Source organism: Brevundimonas sp. AJA228-03, from assembly GCF_017795885.1.
In the GTDB taxonomy this organism is placed as follows: domain Bacteria; phylum Pseudomonadota; class Alphaproteobacteria; order Caulobacterales; family Caulobacteraceae; genus Brevundimonas.
The window spans coordinates 1,355,935-1,374,095 of record NZ_CP059297.1 but is presented as its reverse complement, the minus strand read 5'-3'; the positions used below and the strand labels follow the sequence as shown (position 1 = coordinate 1,374,095).

Genomic DNA, 18,161 nt, shown 5'->3' with positions numbered 1-18,161 from the left:
CAAACTAGCCCGCCGAAGTTTCCTGGCTCTGCTTGACCTTCAGCGTGACCAGCTCTTCGGCCATGGTCGGGTGGACGGCGCAGGTGGCGTCCCACTGGGCCTTGGTCAGGCCCGCCTTCACGGCGATGGCGGCCAGCTGGATCATCTCGGGGGCGTCCGGTCCGACGATGTGGACGCCGACCACGCGGTCGTTCGACGCATCCACCACCAGCTTCATCAGCACCCGCTCGTCCGAACCGGTGAAGGCGTATTTCATCGGCCGGAACCGGGTCGAATAGACATCCACCGCGCCCGAACACGTCCGCCGGGCCTCGGCTTCCGACAGGCCCACCGTCCCCACCGGCGGCTGGCTGAACACCGCCGTGGCGACGGCCTCGTAGTCGAAATGCTGCGGATTGTCCTTGTAGACGGTCTCGTGGAAGGCGACCGCCTCGCGGATCGCGACGGGGGTCAGGTTCATCCGGTCGGTCACGTCGCCGATGGCCCAGATGCTTTCAGAGGTTGTTCTCGACAGGGCATCGACCCGGATCGCGCCCTTGTCGTTCAGCGCCACGCCCGCCGTCTCCAGCCCCAGCGACTTGACGTGCGGCACCCGGCCGGTGGCGAACATGACGACGTCGGTCTCCAGCTCCATGCCGTTCTCCAGCACATTCACCAGACCGCTGCCGGTCTTGCGGATCTCCCTGTGCTGGCAGCCCAGGATGACCTTGATGCCGCGCTTCTCGATCTCTCCGGCCAGATGCGCGCGCACGTCGTCGTCGAAGCCGCGCAGGATGTTCGGCCCGCGATAGATCAGGGTCGTCTCGACCCCAAGCCCGGCGAAAATCCCCGCGAACTCCACGGCGATATAGCCGCCGCCCGCGATCAGGATGCGTTTGGGCAGCTCCGGCAGATGGAAGGCCCCTTCCGACGTGATCGCATGCTCGATGCCGGGCAGACCCTCGGGCATCCAGGGACGCCCGCCCGTGGCGATCAGGATGCGCTCGGCCGTGACGGTCAGGTCGCCGCCGCCCTCGCCCTTGCCGGCGATCACCACCGTGTGGGCGTCGGTCAGCACCGCGCGGCCGTGGATCAACTCGACCCCCGCCTTGCCCAGGTTGGCGGCATAGATGCCCGACAGCCGGGCGATCTCGACGTCCTTGGTCTCGATGAATTTCGGCCAGTCGAAACTGGCCTCCACCGTCCAGCCATAGCCTTCGGCGGTATGGAACTGGTGGGCGAAGTCACTGGCCATGACCATGAATTTCTTGGGCACGCAGCCCCGGATCACGCAGGTCCCGCCGACGCGGTGTTCCTCCGCGATCGCCACCGTCTTGCCGCCCAGGGCCGTCAGCCGCGCCGCCCGGACGCCCCCGGACCCGGCACCGATGACGAAGAGGTCGTAGTCGTAGGTCATTCTGTATCCCGCTCATCCCGGCGAAAGCCGGGATCCAGTCCTTTGGGCGCTCCGACGGTAGTCGGTTTCGCAGTTGATGATCCCGCGCACCGTGCCCTGCGAAAGCACTGGGTCCCGGCTTTCGCCGGGATGAGCGGATTGGGTGTCAGGGAAGTAGGATGTCCACCCCGTCATCGCCACCGATGATCGCCTCGTCCGCCAGATCCAGGAACAGGCCGTGCTCGACCACCCCGGTGATCAGCTTCAGATCGTCGGCCAGGCGCACAGGGTCATGGATCGCCACGCATTTCGCATCATAGATGACATTGCCGCCATCCGTGCGGACGACGCCCCGGTCGGCCTGGCGCAAACGGGCGGGCATGGCGATGTCGTGGTCGGTCAGCACGTCCATGATCCGGTTCGCCGTCGCCTTGTGGCCAAAGGCGACGACCTCGATCGGCAAAGGGAAGGCCCCCAGCACCGGCACCACCTTGGCCGCGTCGGCGATGACGATGCAGCGGCTTGACGCCTCCCACACCAGCTTTTCCCTCAGCAGCGCCGCACCGCCGCCCTTGATCAGGGCCAGCCCCGGCCCGACCTCGTCGGCCCCGTCGACGGTCAGGTCGATGCGCGACACGTCCTCCAGCGTCGTCAGCGGCAATCCCAGCTCGCGCGCCAGGTCGGCGGTCCTTTCCGAGGTCGGCACGCAGCGCAGGCCGCCCAGCCCCCGCGCCGCCAGCGCCTTCACGAACCAGGCCGCGGTCGACCCGGTGCCCAGCCCCACGACCATCCCCGCCTCGACCCGCAGGGCCGCCGCCTCTCCGGCACGTTGTTTCTGGAGGTCGCTCACTGGCTCCCTCTCCCGTCGGGAGAGGGCTTGAGGCTCGCAGAGCGAAGCGATGCGCTCAGCCGAAAGGGTGAGGGGCTACGGTGCCAACCGGCGAGGGCATAAGCCCTCACCCTTTCGCGCCAGGCCGATCGCTGGCGCTCCCGGGCGCTCAAGCCCTCTCCCTCCGGGAGAGGGATCACGACCCGCGCTCCTTTTTCGCCTTCGCCCGTTCGCGGAAAGCAGCCCCCGCCCCGTCCTTGTTCACCTGACGCCCGCGCCCCAGGGCCATGGCATCCGCAGGCACATCCTCGGTGATCACCGAACCCGACCCCACGATGGCCCCCGCGCCAATGCTCACCGGCGCCACCAGCGCCGAGTTGGACCCCACGAAGGCCCCCTCGCCCACCACGGTCCGGGCCTTGTTGAAGCCGTCGTAGTTGCAGAAGATCGTGCCCGCGCCGATGTTCGCGCCCGCCCCGACCGCGCCGTCGCCCAGATAGGACAGGTGGTTGGCCTTGGCCCCCGCCTCCATCCGCACATTCTTGACCTCGACGAAATTGCCGACCTTCGTCCCCTCGCCGAGGTCCGCGCCGGGCCGCAGCCGCGCATAGGGACCGACCTCGGCCCCCGTCGCCACCGTGGCCCCCTCGATATGCGAAAAGCTGCGGATGCGGGCGCGTTCGGCGACCGTCACGCCCGGGCCGAAGACCACGAACGGCTCGATCACCGTGCCCGCGCCCACCCGGGTGTCCCAGGCGAAATGCACCGTCTCCGGCGCGCTCATCGTCACCCCGGCCGCCAGGAAGGTCTCGCGCCGGACCTTCTGGAACAGGGCCTCGGCGGTCGCCAGTTCGCCCTGCGCATTCACCCCCATGACGGCCTCCTCGGACGCCATCACCGCCCGCGTCGGCGCCCCGCGCTTGCGGGCCAGTTCGACCACGTCGGTCAGATAGAATTCGCCTTTGGCGTTCTCGTTCGTCACCTCGGCCAGCAGGTCGAACAGCAGCCCGACCGGTGCGGCCATCACGCCCGAGTTGCAGGTGGTCAGGGCCAGAACCTGTTCGGACGCCTCCTTCGCCTCGGTGATGGCGGTCAGGGTGTCGCCGTCCATGACCAGTCGGCCATAGGCCCCCGGATCGGCCGCCTCGAAGCCGATCACCGTCACCCCGTCATGCGCCTCGAACACCGCCTCGATGTCGGAGGCCCGCAGCAGGGGCACGTCGCCATAGGTGACGACCACCTGGCCGACGAAGTCGCCGAGCACGGCCTCGGCGGCGCGGACCGCATGGCCGGTGCCCAGCGGCGGGTCCTGGACCGCGATGGCATCCTCGCCCAGCCGTTTCATCACATGGGCCCGCACCTCGGGTGAATGGGCCCCCACCACGACCACGATCCGCTCGCAGCCCAAAGCCTCGGCCGCGTCGATGGCGTGGTCCAGCATGGCGCGGTGTCCGACCGGATGCAGCACCTTGGGCACCGGCGACTTCATCCGCGTGCCCTGACCGGCGGCGAGGATGATGGCGGCGCGTGGATGGGGAGTGGTCATGAATCGGTCCGGCGGCTAGTCAACGCGCGAGGTCTAGCCCATCCCGGGGTCGGACGGGAGGCTCCGGGCCGGAGATGTGGGCATGATCGAACGCGACCTGGAAGGCTGGACCCTGGCCTTCGACCTGGACGGCACCCTGGTCGAGACGCACCAGGACCTGGTGGGCACCCTGAACCGCATGCTGGTGCTCAAGGGTCTGCCGCCCGTGCCGATGGAGGGCGCGCGGGCGCTGATCGGCGGCGGGGCGCGGGCCTTGCTGGAACACGGCTTCACCCTGGCCGGCGCGCCGCTGGACCAGGCCCGCGACCCGGACCTGTTCGACGCCTTCATCGCCGACTACATCGCCCACATCGCCGACGAGTCCACGCCGTTCGAGGGCGTGGTCGAGACGCTGGAGACCCTGTCGGCGCGCGGGGCGACCCTCGTCGTCGTCACCAACAAGCGCAGCGACCTGTCCGAATTGCTTCTGGGCAAGATCGACCTGACCCGCCACTTCGCCGCCATCGTCGGACCCGACCGCGTCAGCGAAAGAAAGCCCTCGGGCGCCCACCTGATCGAGGCGGTCACCTCGGTCGGCGGCGACCCGGCCCGCGCCATCATGGTCGGCGACGCCGCCCCCGACGCCGGCACGGCGAAGGACGCCGGCATCCCCTGCGTGCTCGTCAGCTTCGGCTACACGCCCATTCCGGTCGAGGATCTGGGCGGCGACATCATCGTCGATGCCTTCGAGGACGTGGAAGAGGCCGTCGATATGATCGTGGTCGACCACTATGTGGTACGGGCAATGACGGGGGTCTGAGGGGCCAGACCAGGCCACAGCGCAAGCTGGGCATCGGACAGGGCTTACTCCAGCCAGCCCATGTGTCGCGCCAGCATAAGAACCAGGAGGGCGATCGACGCCGCCGACGCAATGAGGCTGCCCAGGCGATTTAGCGCCGACCTCGGCGCTTGATCTTCAGAGGACTCAGTCATGCGCAGGCCTGACCTAGCGGTTAATCCAAGGGAAATGTGACCGGGGGAATGCCTCCGATCAAGTGCGACGCGTCGCCGCCCTCGCCGCGTCGAAGTCCGACCGCGCCGTCTCGATCCGCGGGTGACCGAGGATGGCGGGATGGGCGGCGACGGGCGGGGCCGCGACAAGGGATGATGATGTCCCTTTCCTCTCGGTGCGTATCGAACCTTCCGCCTGCCTGAACCCCGGCGCGAGATTTTCTAAACCTTGGCGTTTGAAACCCTCGTCACCGAGGCCGTTGCGGTTTGGGTCGTGGACGCCGATGCTGCGGTGCCCCTCCGGAAAGACCGCCTCATGCTCGCACGCTTCTTCGCCATTCCCCTGTGGCAGCGCACCGCTTTCGGATTCGCGCTCGGCATCGTCGCCGGGCTGATCCTGCGCGAGCGGGCGGAGGTCTGGCTCCAGCCGATCGGCGACGTCTATCTGAACCTGATCCGGATGGTGGTCGCGCCCCTGGTGCTGTTCACCATCGCCTCCTCGATCGCGAAACTGGGTGCGGGGGCGGGCGCGATCCGGCTGGGGGCGCGGACCATCCTGTGGTTCGCCATCACCTCCCTGCTGGCCGTGCTGGTCGGCTTCGCCTTCGGCCACCTGATCAATCCCGGCCTCGGCCTGTCGAACCTGCCGCTGGGCGAGGTGCGCGAGCGCGACATCCCCACCCCGCTGGAGGTGCTGATCGGCATCGTCCCGACCAATCCCTTCGCCGCCCTGGCCGAGGGCAAGGTGCTGCAGATCATCTTCTTCTCGGCCCTGGTCGGGGCGGCCCTGGTGGCGCTCGGCGACCGGGCCCAGACGGCGCGGCGGCTGGTCGACGAGGGCGCCGCCATCGTCTTCCGCATCACCCGCTGGGTGATCCAGCTGACCCCGTTCGGCGTCTTCGGCCTGATCGGCTCGGTCGTCGGCGGCTATGGCTGGGAGGCGCTGCTGCCGCTGGGCAAGTTCATCCTGGCCATCTATGCGGCCTGCCTGTTCCACATCCTGATCGTCTATTCCGGCCTGCTGAAGCTGCACGGGCTGAAGGCCGCCAGCTTCTTCCGGGGGGCCTTCGCCGCGCAACAGACGGCCTTCGCCACCTCCTCCTCGCTCGGCACCCTGCCGATCACCCTGCGCCAGACGGTCGAGCGGCTCGGCGTGCCCCAGGCCTATGCCGCCTTCGCCGCGCCCCTGGGCGCCAATGTGAAGATGGACGGCTGCGGAGCCATCTATCCGGCCATCGCCTCCATCTTCATCGCCCAGTACTTCAGCATCGACCTGACGATCACCCAGTATGTCCTGATCGGCCTGACCGCGATCCTGGGCTCGCTGGGGACGGCGGGGGTGCCGGGCACCTCCATCGTCATGTTGACCCTGACCCTGTCCACGGCCGGCCTGCCGCTGGAGGGCATCGGCTATATCGTCGCCATCGACCGGATCATCGATATGATGCGCACGGCCACCAACGTCACCGGCCAGATGCTGGTCCCCGTTCTGGTGGCGAAGGAAGAGAGCATCCTGAACCAGGGCATCTATGACGGCCACGTCGCCTGGCTGCCCGGCGACCCGGACGCCGCGACGCCCGACACGGTGGTCGCAGCGGGGATCTGATCCCCTTGCCACCTGTCGGGGAGCGGGCTATGTCCCCGCCTCCCCGGTGATCCGGGCCCGAGATGGATGCGTAGCTCAGCGGGAGAGCACCTCGTTCACACCGAGGGGGTCACAGGTTCAATCCCTGTCGCATCCACCATTCATTCCCTCCTGGACGGATGAAGCGCGCGTCACACCGACCCGTCAGGTTCGGAATGCTTGACCAGCGAAACCGCCTCGATAACACTGTTCACTGCCCGGTGCGCGATGTCGTGCGCCGTTCAGAAAACCGGATGATCGAAATCAGGGGGTAGATATGTTCGACGTGCTTCTGGCTGTCGTGGCCATCTCGGGTTCACAGTACAACTGGGGTTCACAGAGCCCATGGCTTGATCCGAACTATGGAAACGCTGTCACTTGCTTAGCCATTTTGCAAGATGCACAGCAGATGAATGATGTTCCGGAGGCCAGACGTAGGTTGTTGAGGGGAGCGCGCGTGTTCGCCGCTCAAAGCGGACTTAACAAGAGCGAATCCGACGTTGTTAATGACGTGGAAGCGCGAAGACGAGAGATAAATGCAAACGGAGATCACCGCGTTGTAGAAATTCCAAGTTGCGTGTACCTTGCCCTTTACTTTACATGAGAAGGATTTTTGTGTAATATACGCAATTGAGTTGATCTGACTATTGTGAGTCAAGCTTCTGAGGAGGCTTGGATCATGGCGGATCATTTCTGGTTGTCGGACGCGCAGTGGGCTGTGATCGAGCCGCACATCCCCAAGGTCTATACGGGCAAGCGGCGGGTGGATGATCGCCGGGTGATCTCGGGTATCGTTCATCGGCTGCGCGAGGGGTGTCGCTGGCGCGCTCTTCCGGACGTCTATGGGCCCTATACGACGGTGTTCAACCGTTACAATCGCTGGAGCAAGCGAGGTCTGTGGCAGCGGATCCTGGCGTCGCTCGGCGAGGCGGCCGACCCGCCGGTGACGGCCATGATCGACTCGACCTCGGTCAAGGCGCACCGCTCGGCGGCGGGCGCAAAAGGGGGGCCTCAGCTCACGCCATAGGCCGGTCGCGCGGCGGTCGGACGACCAAGGTCCACATGCGGGCAGGCGCGCGGTCGGCCACCGCTTGATCTGGCGCACGTCGCACCGACCCGTCAGGTTCGGACTGCTTGACCGGCAAACCCGTCTCGATGACATTATTGACTGCTCGGTGCGCGATGTCGTGCGCTGTTCGAAAAACCGGATGATCGAAATCAGGATGTAGATATGTTGGACGTGCTTCTGGCTGTCGTGGCCATCTCGGGTTCACCGAGCGATGAGCTTGAACCGACCTACGAAAACGCTGTCAATTGCGCAGCCGTTCTCTATTTGAGGAGTAGGTATGATGCCCTTGATGGTTACGTTGATTTGTTTACTGTTCACATAAATCGATTGAAGTACGCAGCGCGCTTGCTCGCACCCGAAATAGACTGGAGATCTGCCGCTAGCTCTGCCGCTGTTGATGAGGCAGTTGCAGCACGACAACTTGCCATGCGTGAACCCGTTGAACGCGCGATGAAGCCAGCCGTTGACTCTGCTCTCTCTAATCCAGAAATTGTGCCTTCTAATCCAGAAATTGTGACAAGGTGCCTGGAACTTTCCGATCATCTTTATGAATTTACACACGAATTGGGACTTCGATAAACTAGAGGGTTTGATATGTTGGACGTGCTTCTGGCTGTCGTGGCCATCTCGGGTTCACCGAGCAATGACCTTGAGCCGACCTACGAAAACGCTGTCAATTGCGCAGCCGTTCTCAGTGAGGCCATGAATCGGCCTGGCAATGCGTATCGGCAAGACACTTTATATAGCTTCTACAACATCCTGGCAACGTCAGCGATTAGTCTACCCCATGGCGTCCCAGTCACCGGGGGAGTTTTTGACGCAATTCACGCACGAAGAGATGCCCTGCGTGAAGCCGACCAACGCCTCGTAAGCCAAGGCATACAATCCGAAGTCTTTGGTTCAGAAAATGTGCAAACCTGCATGAGACTTGGCCGGGCTGTTCAACCTTATTGAAGAACGCGGCATGCGATACATCGATGGTCTGGACGAAATCGTTCGCCGCCGGGACGCAGAAGAGCGGACCAGCGGGTTCTCTCCTTTTCCGAGGCCGTATTGGGAGCAGTGCCTGAGATTGCCGGGCGTACGCGTGGACCGCCCCCGGTAACGCATGGCGGTCCGGCGGGCCGGCGCGCGGTCGGCCACCGCTTGATCGGACGCACGCCCCACGGACCCGTCAGGTTCGGACGGTTTGACCGGCGAACCCGTCTGGATACCCTTGGTCCTTAGATCAACTGCGGCCAGATGCCGATCGGGACAGGCGCTGAAATCGCCTCGTCCGGGGGTCGGGCCGTCCGTCATGAGGGAACAGGATGCCATCTCGACGCGTGCTTTTCGCCCTGTCCGCCATGCTGGCCCTGGCCGCACCGGCTGCGCCATCCATAGCCAGGGTTCAGGACCCGGGTCAGGACAGTATTCCCATCGACTGGAACGCAGTCTGCCGTCGCTGGTATGGTGACGCTGCCCAAGCAGAACAGATCGGCGATAACATGTATTGTCGGATCGATCGGGGATACCCTACATTTGAAAAACAAAGGCTCGAGATCCCGCGTTATGCGCTCGATGACGAATGCAGTCTCCAGAAAGGGCCGCGCTACACCGGCCAGCCTAATCCTGTCGATTTTCCCCACGCGCTCTGTGTCCTGAGACGATAGTCGGGCGCAGACGCACGTGGCCCGGGGGGGCCGTATGTCTTCAGTTCGATAAGCCCGGAGACACAATGCACCGCTTCCGCTGCGCGATGTCGCATGGAAGTCAGGAAACACGTGTCCACACTCAGGAGTTAGATATGCTTGACGTTCTTCTGGCCGTTATTGCCATTTCGGGTTCACAGTGGGACCGTCCTTCCCCACATCCCGACCTTGAAATGAACCTTGACCATGCCACGGACTGCGCAGCGGTGCTCAGTCTGGCTCACGAAGCCTTTGACGCGACGACTCTGGATGATCAAGGATTTCGTGGATCAGGTGAGGCGGCAGCATCTGATTTCAAGCGTAAGGCGATCGAAATTGGTCGAGAACTCGGCTATAGTGACCGCCAGGTGGAGGATTTATACCAAACGCTTCGAGGTCAAATACTTGATATAATCAACACTGGACAACACGTGGCTGAACCTGCTTTGTCGCAGTGCATGCCGCAAAGCCAGTGAGCTCAAGAACAGCGCATCTGAGCAATAACGTCCGAATAAACAAGGGACGCGGGCATGTTCGACGTTCTTCCGGCCATCGCTGCCATCGCGAATTCAACGGGAATGATGTCGGCGACTATGGAACATTCCATGGCGCACTGATGACCTGGCAACGCAAGGCGGGTGAACCGGGCGCGGAAATCGGGATTGCAGGGATCGCTTTCCACCGGCCCGGGCACCGTTCGATCCCCGGGCGCGACGCTGCAGCTGGCCGGCCTACAGACCGCCCGCCGATGAGCCGTACGACGCCAGGCGCAGCACGATGTCGTCGATCTGCACCCCGCCCCGGTCGATGACCAGGTTCTGGTAGTTGCGCTGGCCCTCCATGGTCTCGGACTCCACGCCCCGGACCTCGGCCACGAACTGGGCCCGCAGATAGGTGGCCAGCTCGCCCGCCGTCACCGCCCCGTCCCCGTCGCCGTCGCCGTCGCCGGCCAGACCCGCCCGCAGGAAGTGGGACAGATAGCCCCCCGCCTCGAACTTGTCCGCCACCGCGCTGGTCAGATCCTCTTCGGAGCTGAACAGCCCCATGACGCCCGGCCGGTCCACGACATTGCGCGCGAAGCCGCCCGAGAAACAGCTGTCCAGCACCAGCAGCGACAGCCGCGTGTCCAGGCTGTTGAACAGCCGGGCCATTTCCTGATCGGTGATCTCTCCGTCCCTCAGGACGATGGTTTCAGTGCGGCCGTCCGGCTCCTGGGCGCTGGTGACGGAGTCTTCCTGGCTGCCATGGCCCGAGAAGAAGAACAGGAACATGTCGTCCGGCCCGGCCTCGCGCGCCACGGCGGTAAAGGCGCGACGCACGCCGGCCACGGTGGCCTCGGCATTGGTCAGGACCACGCTGGAGGCGTTCAGCACGCCCTCGCGGTCCAGCGTCTCGGCCAGCTTCTCGGCGTCCTCGTCGGTATAGGGCAGGTTGTTGGCCTCATCGCCGTAGTCGGAAATGCCGACCATGATGGCGAACACGCGCGGACCGCCCGGCACGGCGGCCTGACGCTGCGACCCCTGGCTGGGCAGTACGCTGAAGCGATACGATCCGGTCTCGCCGGGCTGATAGCTGGTCACCGCGACCGTGTATTCGCCGTCTTCCGTCAGGACGGTGTCCAGGCGGCTGTCGGTGCTGTCCTCGCCGTCGTCGTTCTCCAGCTGCTCGCCCGAGGGCGTGGTCATCAGCACATAGGCGTCGAACGCCGAGGAGGTCAGCTCCGCCGCCACCCGCTGGCCGCGCTGGCCGCGGAAGGTGAAGGTGTCGACGTATTCGCCCGACTCCAGCTGGTCGTCGCCGGACTGGAGCGTGCCCCCCACGGTGTCGCCGATGCGGATCGTGCCGCCGGCCACCTCGCGGCGCCCGCGGTCGTTCTCGACATAGCTGTCCTGCTGCGGCCGACCGGCCTGCCCGCGCCCCGTGGCGGGAACGACGCTCAGCCGATAGTCCCCGGCCTCCCCGGCCTCATAGCTGGTGGCCGTGACGCGGTACTCGCCGTCGGCCGGCAGGGTCACGAACAGGCGGCTGTCCAGACCCCCGCCTTCGGAGTCGTCGTCGTTGAATTCCGACAACCCGCCCGGGCCCTGAATGGCCAGGTACGGATCGAAACCGTCGCCCGTCAGGCGCAGGTCGAGCTGCTGACCCCGGCGTCCCCGCACGGTGTAGGTGTCGATGTATTCGCCCGAATCCAGCTGGCGATCGCCGCGCCCCAGCGATCCGCTGACGGTCTGGCCGACGGTGATCGCGCCCTGCACGGGCCGCTCGGGCGGCTGATAGGCCCCCTGCTGGGACCGCCCCGGCCCACCCGAACCGCGACCGCCCTCCTCCAGCGCGATCTGATAACGCCCCGTCTCGCCGCTCGCGAAACTGGTGGCCGACACGCTCGCCGTCCCGTCGGCCGGGGCGGTGAAGCGGATACGGCTGTTGCGGGTACCGCGCTGGCCGGTGTCGTCGTCATTGTCCTCGGACAGGCCGCCCGGTCCGCGCAGGATCAGATAGGGGTCGAAGTCGCTGGCGTTCAGGCTGACGGAATAGGTCTGGCCGCGCCGCACCGGGAAGCTCCAGATATCGGCGAACTCTCCGGTCGACAGGGTCCGGTCGCCGGACGCCAGAACGCCGCTGGCCGGGCGATCGGGCGACAGGCCCCCCCCGCCTGCGTCTCCGCCCATATTGCCGCCGCGCGGACCATTGCCGCCTGCCCCCAGGCTGAGCGAATACCGTCCGCTTTCGCCGGGCTCGAAGCTGGTCGCCGTGATCCGGTAGGTTCCGTCGACCGGCAGCCGCACGTCCAGCATGGAGTTGGTGCCGTCGTCGCCGCCGTCGTCGTTGTCCTGCTCGAAATCGCCCGGCCCCCGCACCATCAGATAGGTGTCGAAGTCGTCCGAACGCATCGTCACCGACAGCGGCTGACCCGCCCGGCCCTGCACCTCATAGATGTCGACGTACTCGCCGGAATCCAGCTGGTCGTCCCCGCGTCCCAGCTCGCCCTGGGTCTGCCCGCCCGGCCGCAACTGTGTCTGGGCCCAGACCGGCCCGGTCAGCAAAGACCCGCCCGCCAGGGTGACCGAAAGGACCGTCGAAAACAGCAGTTTGCGCATTGAGATTCCCCCCCGAATAACGGCGGCACACTGCCCGTCCCGGGCTGCGCTGTCATCCCGTCGCGTAGCCGGGATCAGATTTCGACATCATTCGGCCACCACCACCATTCGGCCTTGATCGGGGAGCATAGGCCCCGCCCTCCCAAAACGACCTGCAGCCTCGCCAATCCGGGCGAAGCGCCCTACGGAAATCCCATGCCCTTCCCCGCCAGTCATCCCGCGCTCGACCGCGCTCTCTCCGAACGCGGCTATGCCGAGCCGACGCCGGTCCAGGCCGCCGTGCTGGAAGCCGCCCTGTCGGACGACGGCGGCGTCGAGGCCGGGGCTGGCCGCGACCTGCTCGTCTCCGCCCAGACGGGATCGGGCAAGACCGTCGCCTTCGGCCTGGCGCTGGCCCCCACCCTGCTGGGCGAGGCCGAGCGGTTCACCGACTTCGGCACCCCCCTGGCCCTGGTCATCGCCCCCACCCGCGAACTGGCGCAGCAGGTCGCCAGCGAACTGACCTGGCTCTATGCCCAGACCGGGGCCCGGATCGTCGCCTGCGTCGGCGGCATGGACCCCAAGGTCGAGCGTCGCGCGCTGGAGCGGGGGGCCCACATCGTCGTCGGCACGCCCGGCCGCCTGCGCGACCATCTGGAACGCGGCGCGCTCGACCTGTCCGAAGCCCGCGCCGTCGTGCTGGACGAGGCCGACGAGATGCTCGACATGGGCTTCCAGGAAGACCTGACCTTCATCCTCGAGGCGGCACCCGCCACCCGCCGCACCCTGATGTTCAGCGCCACCCTGGCCCGCGACATCGTCCAGCTGGCCCGGACCTATCAGCGCGACGCCGTCCGCATCGACACCGTGTCGGGCACCAAGTCCCACGCCGACATCGAGTACAAGGCCATCCGCTGCGCGCCCAACGAGATCGAACTCGCGGTCGTCAATGTGCTGCGCTATTTCGAGGCCCCCGGTGCCCTGGTGTTCGCCAACACCCGCGAGCGGGTGAAGCACCTGACGGCCAGCCTTCGCGAACGCGGCTTCTCCGTCGTCGGCCTGTCCGGCGAACTGACCCAGAGCGCGCGGTCCGAGGCGCTTCAGGCCCTGCGCGACGGCCACGCCCGCGTCTGCGTCGCCACCGACGTCGCCGCGCGCGGTCTGGACCTGCCCGACCTGGGTCTGGTCATCCATGCCGAAATCCCGGTCAACAAGGCGGGCCTGCTGCACCGCTCGGGCCGGACGGGTCGCGCCGGCAAGAAGGGCGTCTCCGTCCTGCTGGTCAGCTACACCCGCCGCCGCAAGGTCGAGCTGATGCTGCAGTCGGCGGCCATCGTCGCCGAATGGTCGGGTCCGCCGTCGGCCGAGATGATCCTGGAGAAGGACCGCGAACGCCTGCTCGCCGACCCCGCCCTGACCGCCCCGGTCGAGGATGCCGAGGCGCTGGAACTGGGCCGCCTGCTGCTGGAGCGCACCACGCCCGAACAGGTCGCCGCCTCCCTGATCCGCCTGTACCGCCAGAAGCTGCCCGCGCCCGAGGACGTCTATGACGACGACCGCATGAAGCGTCAGCAGGAGACCGGCAAGAACGAGCGCGGCCAGACCGATGCGCCGTTCCAGGACTTCGCCCGGAGCGGCGAGATGACCTGGTTCCGCATCAACATCGGCCGCGACAAGAACGCCGATCCGAAATGGCTGCTGCCGACCCTCTGCCGCATTGGCCATGTCACCAAGCGCGACATCGGCTCGATCAAGATCTTCGACCGCGAGACCAAGTTCGAGATCACCAGGGAGGCCGAGGCCCGGTTCAGGGCCGCCGTCGCCGCCTCGACCGAGGACGGCGTGACCGTTCAGGACGCCGTCGCGCCGGGACCGAAGGAACGCCCCGCCAGCCGCTGGGACAAGACGCCGGTCGGCGGCGACCGCCCCGAACGTCCCGAGCGCAAGCCCTGGGCCAGCAAGACCGGGGATGATCGCGCGCCCCGAGACAGCGCCCCGCGTGCTGACAAGCCGCCCTTCGAGAAGAAGCCGTGGGTCAAGCGCGACAAGCCCGAGGCCGTCGAACGCACGCCCTGGGCCGGAAAGGTCGAGACCGGCGACGCCCCGGCGAAGAAACCCTGGGTGAAACGCACGGCCGACGCCCCGACGCCCGAAGGCAAGAAGCCCTGGGTCAACCGCGACGCCGCACCCTCGGCACCCGGCGAAAAACCGTGGAAGGGCAAACCCAAGGGCGGCGACCGCCCCTGGGCCACCCGGGACGCACGCGGCAAGCCCGCCGCAAAGCCCGCTGGCGACAAGAAACCGTTCAGGAACAAGAAGAAGCCGAACGGCTAGGGGTTAGAGCGCCCGGAACCACCGGTCCAGCAACGCCGCCTCCGCACGGCGGGTCTCGGTGCGTTCGGCATTGTCAGCGTCGACGCCCCACTGGCGTTCCTGAAACGCCTCGTCCAGGCGGCTCAGCTCGAACGCTGCCGCGCCGTCCAGCGCGCCGCGCTGCACCGCCAGCCCCAGGATCGCACTGCCGAACAGCGGCACGGCCGTGGCCAGCCCGGTCAGGGCGAAGTCGTCCAGCGCCAGCGCCAGCGCATGCACGCGGTCGAGGCTTTCCGGCGGCTGCGGCCGATGGATGATCCCCTGCGTCGCCTCGACATGGACGCCCAGGTCTGCCGCCGCCCAGTCGCGCCACGGGGCCCACCGTTGCGTCTGCTCGACGACCAGAGAAGTCGGGTGTTCGGCCAGGTAGCAGAGCAGGTCCGACCCCACATAGGACGCGATCTCGTCGGCCACCGGCTCGCGCGTCTGGCTGACCCGGTCGATGGCGGTGGCCGCCAGTCGGGTCGCGGGCATGGTGCCCGGTTCGATGAACTCGCCCTGGGCGGCCCATTCGTCGGCGACCAGCCACGCCGCCGCCTCGGTCGGCAGAACGAAGCGGGCGTGCGCGGGCGTCTTTGGCGCGCGGCCGTCCAGCAGCACGACATGGCCGCCCTCGTCCGGCTCGACCGAGGCATTCGTCCAGAACCGCTTCAGCCGTTCCTCGGATTCGCGAAACCCCTTCCTGGCGGCGACGCGGGGGTCCAGCGGCGGGATGTGGCTCATGCGAAGGCTCTCGAGGCGAAACGGTCCAGCGCGACCTCCAGGTCGGCGAAGTCGGTGGCGACGTGCGGCGCACCCGCCGCGATCTGTTCCTCCGGCGTGTGAAAGCCCCAGCCCACGCCCTGCGGCCGGACCCCGGCATTCAGCGCCATGGCGATATCGTGGGCCGTGTCGCCGATCATGATCGTCGAGGCCGCATCCGCCCCCGCCGCCGCCATCGCCGCCCGCAGCATCGCCGGGTCCGGCTTGCCCGGCCCGTCCTCGGCACAGTGCGACGACACGAACAGCTCGCCCCAGCCTTCCCGCATGAGGTTCCGTGCCACGCCCCGCCGGTTCTGGCCCGTCGCCAGCGACAGGCGCCAGACGTCGCGATGCAGGCAACGCAGGGTCTCCATCGCCCCCGGATACAGCGGCTCCTCATGGCCGGCGTCGAACATCCGCCCGAAACTGGCCCGGAAGGCCTCGGTGAACCGCTCCAGCTCGGCAGGGCCCAGGTCCGGCTCCAGCACCGCCAGCGCATGCGGCAGGCTCAGTCCCACGATCTGGCGCACGCGGTCATAGTGAGGATCGGGCAGGCCCAGGTGCCGCGCCGCCTCCGTCGCCGCCTGCAGGATCGACGCCCGGCTGTCGACCAGCGTCCCGTCGATGTCGAACACGGCGAGGGGTCGCTTCATCGAAATCCTCCCCCGTCGGGGGAGGTGGCGCGGCGCGCCTTCGCGCCGCGACGGAGGGGGCCTGATCCGAAGCCGGTGTCCGAGGCTGTCCCCCTCCACCGCTCCGCGGTCCCCCTCCCCCTACGGGTGAGGATCACGCTCATCGCTGCCGCCTCACCCCCGCGAACGGATCGTGGTCCGCCTCGCCCTCGTCGAAGCCGAAATGCTGGAAACCGGCCCGCAGCTCGGCGCTGATCGGGGCCTCGACCACCAGGGTGCCGCCCGACGGATGATCCAGCTCGATCCGTCGCGCATGCAGCTGCAGCTTCAGCGGCCCGCTCAGCTGACCCGAGGCCTCGTCCCCATATTTCGGATCACCCAGAATGGGATGGCCGATCGCCTTCATGTGGGCTCTCAACTGATGCGTCCGCCCGGTGAAGGGCCGCAGCGCCATCCACGAGGCCCGCTGCGCCGCGTGGCTGATGACGGCATAGGCGGTCTCGGCCGGCTCGGCCCCGTTCTCCTTGGGATCGGCCGGCCGCATGATCTCATAGTCGTTGATGCCCGACTTCTTCAGATGCACGCTGATCTGGCCGTCGGCGGGCTTCGGCAGGCCCATGACGATGGCCCAGTAGGTCTTCTTGGCCTGACGCCGCGCGAAGGCCCCCGCCAGCCGCTTGGCCGCCTCCGGTCCCTTGCCCAGCAGCAGGACGCCCGAGGTGTCCCGGTCCAGCCGGTGCACCAGCCGGGGCCGCTCCATCCCCTCGCCCCAGGCCGACAGCAGCCGGTCGACGTGGCGGGTCGTCTTGGTCCCCCCCTGCACGGCCAGGCCCCACGGCTTGTTCAGGGCGATGACCAGATCGTCCTCATAGAGGACCATGGACTTGGCAAAGGCGATGTCGGCGGGCGTCAGGGCCATGTGCTCGCCGGGCGCGCGGACGATCGGCTCGGGGATCGGCGGCACCCGCACGGCCGCCCCGGCGGTCAGCCGCCCCTCGGGCTTGATGCGGGCGCCGTCGACCCGGATCTGGCCGCCGCGCGCCATCTTCTGCACCTGGATATTCGACAGATGCGGCCAGCGCCTGCGGAACCAGCGGTCCAGACGGATGCCGTCCTCGGCCTCGGCGACATACAGGATCTGCGGCTCGCGCGCCCCGACCGGCCCCTTGGGCTGCGGCACCTCGGGCGCGGTCTCCTTGGGGTCGTAGCTCACGCCGCCACCCCGAAGGCCCGACGCGCCACCATCAGCCCGGCGAACACCGCCGCGATCGCCAGCACCACCGACAGGCCGACATAGGCCGCCGCCAGTCCATAGTCCCGCCGCTCGATCATCAGCACCGTCTCCAGCGAAAAGGCGCTGAAGGTCGTGAACCCGCCCAGAATGCCGACGGCGGCGAACACCCGGACCGTCTCCTGCGCCGCTCCGGCCCTCAGACCCATCCATCCGACCAGCAGCCCCATCGCCAGACCGCCGACGACATTCACCGCCAGCGTCCCCCACGGCCAGCCGCTGGCAGGGACCATCCGCCCGGCCAGAAGCCCCACGCCATAGCGCGCCATGGAGCCGACGGCCCCGCCGATGGCGACCAGCAGAAATCGTGTCATGATCCGGGGCTTATAACGCGCAATCGCCGAAAGCACAGGGAGGCTTGCATGCTCGATCTGGTCCTGGCCATCGTCCACCATCTGCTGGTGTTCGGACTGGCGATCATGCTGGCGATGGAGCTGGCATATCTGCGGGCCGATCCGGTCCCGATCGCCCGCCTGTCGCGGATCGACGCCGGCTATGGCGGGGTGGCCGCCCTGATCGTCGTCATCGGCGTCGCCCGCGTGATCTGGGGGGCCAAGGGCTGGGTCGCCTATCAGGACAATCCCTTCTTCTGGGCCAAGATCGCGACTTTCGTCGTCATCGGCCTGCTGTCCATCGCCCCCACGATCCAGTTCGTCAGATGGAGCCGCGCGCTCAGGGCCGAACCCGGCTTCCGCCCGCCGGCGACCGAGGTGTCCCGCGCCGCCCTGTGGGTCCGCATCGAGGTGCTGCTCCTGTTCCCGCTCGTCGCCTTCGCCGCGGCCATGGCACGCTACTGATCCTCCCCCTCCGGGGGAGGGGGACCTGACCAAAACGTCACTTGCCGCCCGGTACGGTTAACGGCGATACCGGCTTCGCGTGCCGAGAGAACGTCGTCCGCCCGGCGGCGACGTCTGTCATAGTGCCGGGTCAGAGTTCGCAAGGGT

Annotated in this window: 15 protein-coding genes, 1 tRNA gene and 1 pseudogene; 9 read left to right on the top strand and 8 right to left on the bottom strand. The window is 67.2% G+C overall.

From position 1 onward, the window contains the following. Positions 1-4 precede the first annotated feature (4 nt). The 3 genes from gor to glmU form a co-directional block, all read right to left on the bottom strand. Positions 5-1,396: a glutathione-disulfide reductase gene (gene gor, locus HZ989_RS06810; protein ID WP_209322847.1), complete on the bottom strand. Its 1,392-nt coding sequence runs from the start codon at positions 1,394-1,396 to the stop codon at positions 5-7. A gap of 145 nt (positions 1,397-1,541) precedes the next feature. After that, complete coding sequence (gene rpiA, locus HZ989_RS06805) at positions 1,542-2,165, bottom strand: ribose 5-phosphate isomerase A (protein ID WP_245162514.1); 624 nt, start codon at positions 2,163-2,165, stop codon at positions 1,542-1,544. Positions 2,166-2,400: 235 nt separating this feature from the next. After that, positions 2,401-3,750: a bifunctional UDP-N-acetylglucosamine diphosphorylase/glucosamine-1-phosphate N-acetyltransferase GlmU gene (gene glmU / locus HZ989_RS06800; protein ID WP_209322845.1), complete on the bottom strand. Its 1,350-nt coding sequence runs from the start codon at positions 3,748-3,750 to the stop codon at positions 2,401-2,403. An 82-nt stretch (positions 3,751-3,832) separates the two neighbouring features. On the opposite strand from glmU, the gene HZ989_RS06795 reads away from it, so the two are divergent. The 7 genes and pseudogenes from HZ989_RS06795 to HZ989_RS06765 all read left to right on the top strand — a co-directional run bounded on the left by HZ989_RS06795 (position 3,833) and on the right by HZ989_RS06765 (position 9,579). Beyond that, positions 3,833-4,549: an HAD-IA family hydrolase gene (locus tag HZ989_RS06795; RefSeq protein WP_209322844.1), complete on the top strand. Its 717-nt coding sequence runs from the start codon at positions 3,833-3,835 to the stop codon at positions 4,547-4,549. 507 nt (positions 4,550-5,056) lie between these two features. Beyond that, positions 5,057-6,346: a dicarboxylate/amino acid:cation symporter gene (locus HZ989_RS06790; RefSeq protein WP_209322843.1), complete on the top strand. Its 1,290-nt coding sequence runs from the start codon at positions 5,057-5,059 to the stop codon at positions 6,344-6,346. Positions 6,347-6,410: 64 nt separating this feature from the next. After that, positions 6,411-6,485: transfer RNA gene (locus tag HZ989_RS06785), tRNA-Val, on the top strand. Between the two features lie 558 nt (positions 6,486-7,043). Further along, positions 7,044-7,426 (top strand): annotated as a pseudogene (locus HZ989_RS06780) (IS5 family transposase); the annotation flags it as partial. A 169-nt stretch (positions 7,427-7,595) separates the two neighbouring features. Further along, on the top strand, positions 7,596-8,012 hold the full coding sequence (locus HZ989_RS06775; RefSeq protein ID WP_209322841.1) for a hypothetical protein: 417 nt from the start codon (positions 7,596-7,598) through the stop codon (positions 8,010-8,012). 746 nt (positions 8,013-8,758) lie between these two features. Continuing rightward, positions 8,759-9,085, top strand: coding sequence for a hypothetical protein (locus HZ989_RS06770; protein ID WP_209322840.1), 327 nt, complete (start codon positions 8,759-8,761; stop codon positions 9,083-9,085). A 134-nt stretch (positions 9,086-9,219) separates the two neighbouring features. Continuing rightward, on the top strand, positions 9,220-9,579 hold the full coding sequence (locus tag HZ989_RS06765) for a hypothetical protein (RefSeq protein WP_209322839.1): 360 nt from the start codon (positions 9,220-9,222) through the stop codon (positions 9,577-9,579). Between the two features lie 255 nt (positions 9,580-9,834). Here the strand turns inward: HZ989_RS06765 and HZ989_RS06760 are convergent, their stop codons facing one another. Next, positions 9,835-12,201 (bottom strand): pre-peptidase C-terminal domain-containing protein, encoded by a 2,367-nt coding sequence (locus tag HZ989_RS06760; protein WP_209322838.1) that lies wholly within the window; start codon positions 12,199-12,201, stop codon positions 9,835-9,837. 195 nt (positions 12,202-12,396) lie between these two features. Here HZ989_RS06760 and HZ989_RS06755 point away from each other — a divergent pair, with 195 nt between their 5' ends. Beyond that, positions 12,397-14,514 carry a DEAD/DEAH box helicase gene (locus HZ989_RS06755; protein ID WP_209322837.1) on the top strand — a complete coding sequence of 706 codons (2,118 nt, stop codon included), beginning with the start codon at positions 12,397-12,399 and terminating at the stop codon, positions 14,512-14,514. Between the two features lie 3 nt (positions 14,515-14,517). Here the strand turns inward: HZ989_RS06755 and HZ989_RS06750 are convergent, their stop codons facing one another. The 4 genes from HZ989_RS06750 to crcB form a co-directional block, all read right to left on the bottom strand. Beyond that, positions 14,518-15,276, bottom strand: coding sequence for an ATP12 family chaperone protein (locus HZ989_RS06750; protein WP_209322836.1), 759 nt, complete (start codon positions 15,274-15,276; stop codon positions 14,518-14,520). Next, positions 15,273-15,947: an HAD-IA family hydrolase gene (locus HZ989_RS06745; protein WP_209322835.1), complete on the bottom strand. Its 675-nt coding sequence runs from the start codon at positions 15,945-15,947 to the stop codon at positions 15,273-15,275. Before HZ989_RS06745 ends, HZ989_RS06750 begins: the two co-directional genes overlap by 4 nt. 139 nt (positions 15,948-16,086) lie before the next feature. Beyond that, a complete protein-coding gene (locus HZ989_RS06740; RefSeq protein WP_209323065.1) occupies positions 16,087-17,106 on the bottom strand; it encodes an RluA family pseudouridine synthase in 1,020 nt (339 codons plus the stop codon). A gap of 29 nt (positions 17,107-17,135) precedes the next feature. After that, the gene (gene crcB, locus HZ989_RS06735; RefSeq protein WP_209322834.1) at positions 17,136-17,531 is read right to left on the bottom strand and encodes a fluoride efflux transporter CrcB; all 396 of its coding nucleotides are present in this window, start codon (positions 17,529-17,531) and stop codon (positions 17,136-17,138) included. Positions 17,532-17,579: 48 nt separating this feature from the next. Between crcB and HZ989_RS06730 the strand changes: the two genes are divergently transcribed. Continuing rightward, positions 17,580-18,014 (top strand): DUF2214 family protein, encoded by a 435-nt coding sequence (locus tag HZ989_RS06730; protein ID WP_209322833.1) that lies wholly within the window; start codon positions 17,580-17,582, stop codon positions 18,012-18,014. The last annotated feature ends 147 nt before the right edge of the window (positions 18,015-18,161 follow it).

Excerpts from the sequence above, each read along its gene's own strand:
- gor (WP_209322847.1), bottom strand. The coding sequence starts at position 1,396 with ATGACCTACGACTACGACCTCTTCGTCATCGGTGCCGGGTCCGGGGGC.
- rpiA (WP_245162514.1), bottom strand. The coding sequence starts at position 2,165 with ATGGTCGTGGGGCTGGGCACCGGGTCGACCGCGGCCTGGTTCGTGAAG.
- glmU (WP_209322845.1), bottom strand. The coding sequence starts at position 3,750 with ATGACCACTCCCCATCCACGCGCCGCCATCATCCTCGCCGCCGGTCAG.
- HZ989_RS06795 (WP_209322844.1), top strand. The coding sequence starts at position 3,833 with ATGATCGAACGCGACCTGGAAGGCTGGACCCTGGCCTTCGACCTGGAC.
- HZ989_RS06790 (WP_209322843.1), top strand. The coding sequence starts at position 5,057 with ATGCTCGCACGCTTCTTCGCCATTCCCCTGTGGCAGCGCACCGCTTTC.
- HZ989_RS06775 (WP_209322841.1), top strand. The coding sequence starts at position 7,596 with ATGTTGGACGTGCTTCTGGCTGTCGTGGCCATCTCGGGTTCACCGAGC.
- HZ989_RS06765 (WP_209322839.1), top strand. The coding sequence starts at position 9,220 with ATGCTTGACGTTCTTCTGGCCGTTATTGCCATTTCGGGTTCACAGTGG.
- HZ989_RS06760 (WP_209322838.1), bottom strand. The coding sequence starts at position 12,201 with ATGCGCAAACTGCTGTTTTCGACGGTCCTTTCGGTCACCCTGGCGGGC.
- HZ989_RS06755 (WP_209322837.1), top strand. The coding sequence starts at position 12,397 with ATGCCCTTCCCCGCCAGTCATCCCGCGCTCGACCGCGCTCTCTCCGAA.
- HZ989_RS06750 (WP_209322836.1), bottom strand. The coding sequence starts at position 15,276 with ATGAGCCACATCCCGCCGCTGGACCCCCGCGTCGCCGCCAGGAAGGGG.
- HZ989_RS06745 (WP_209322835.1), bottom strand. The coding sequence starts at position 15,947 with ATGAAGCGACCCCTCGCCGTGTTCGACATCGACGGGACGCTGGTCGAC.
- crcB (WP_209322834.1), bottom strand. The coding sequence starts at position 17,531 with ATGACACGATTTCTGCTGGTCGCCATCGGCGGGGCCGTCGGCTCCATG.
- HZ989_RS06730 (WP_209322833.1), top strand. The coding sequence starts at position 17,580 with ATGCTCGATCTGGTCCTGGCCATCGTCCACCATCTGCTGGTGTTCGGA.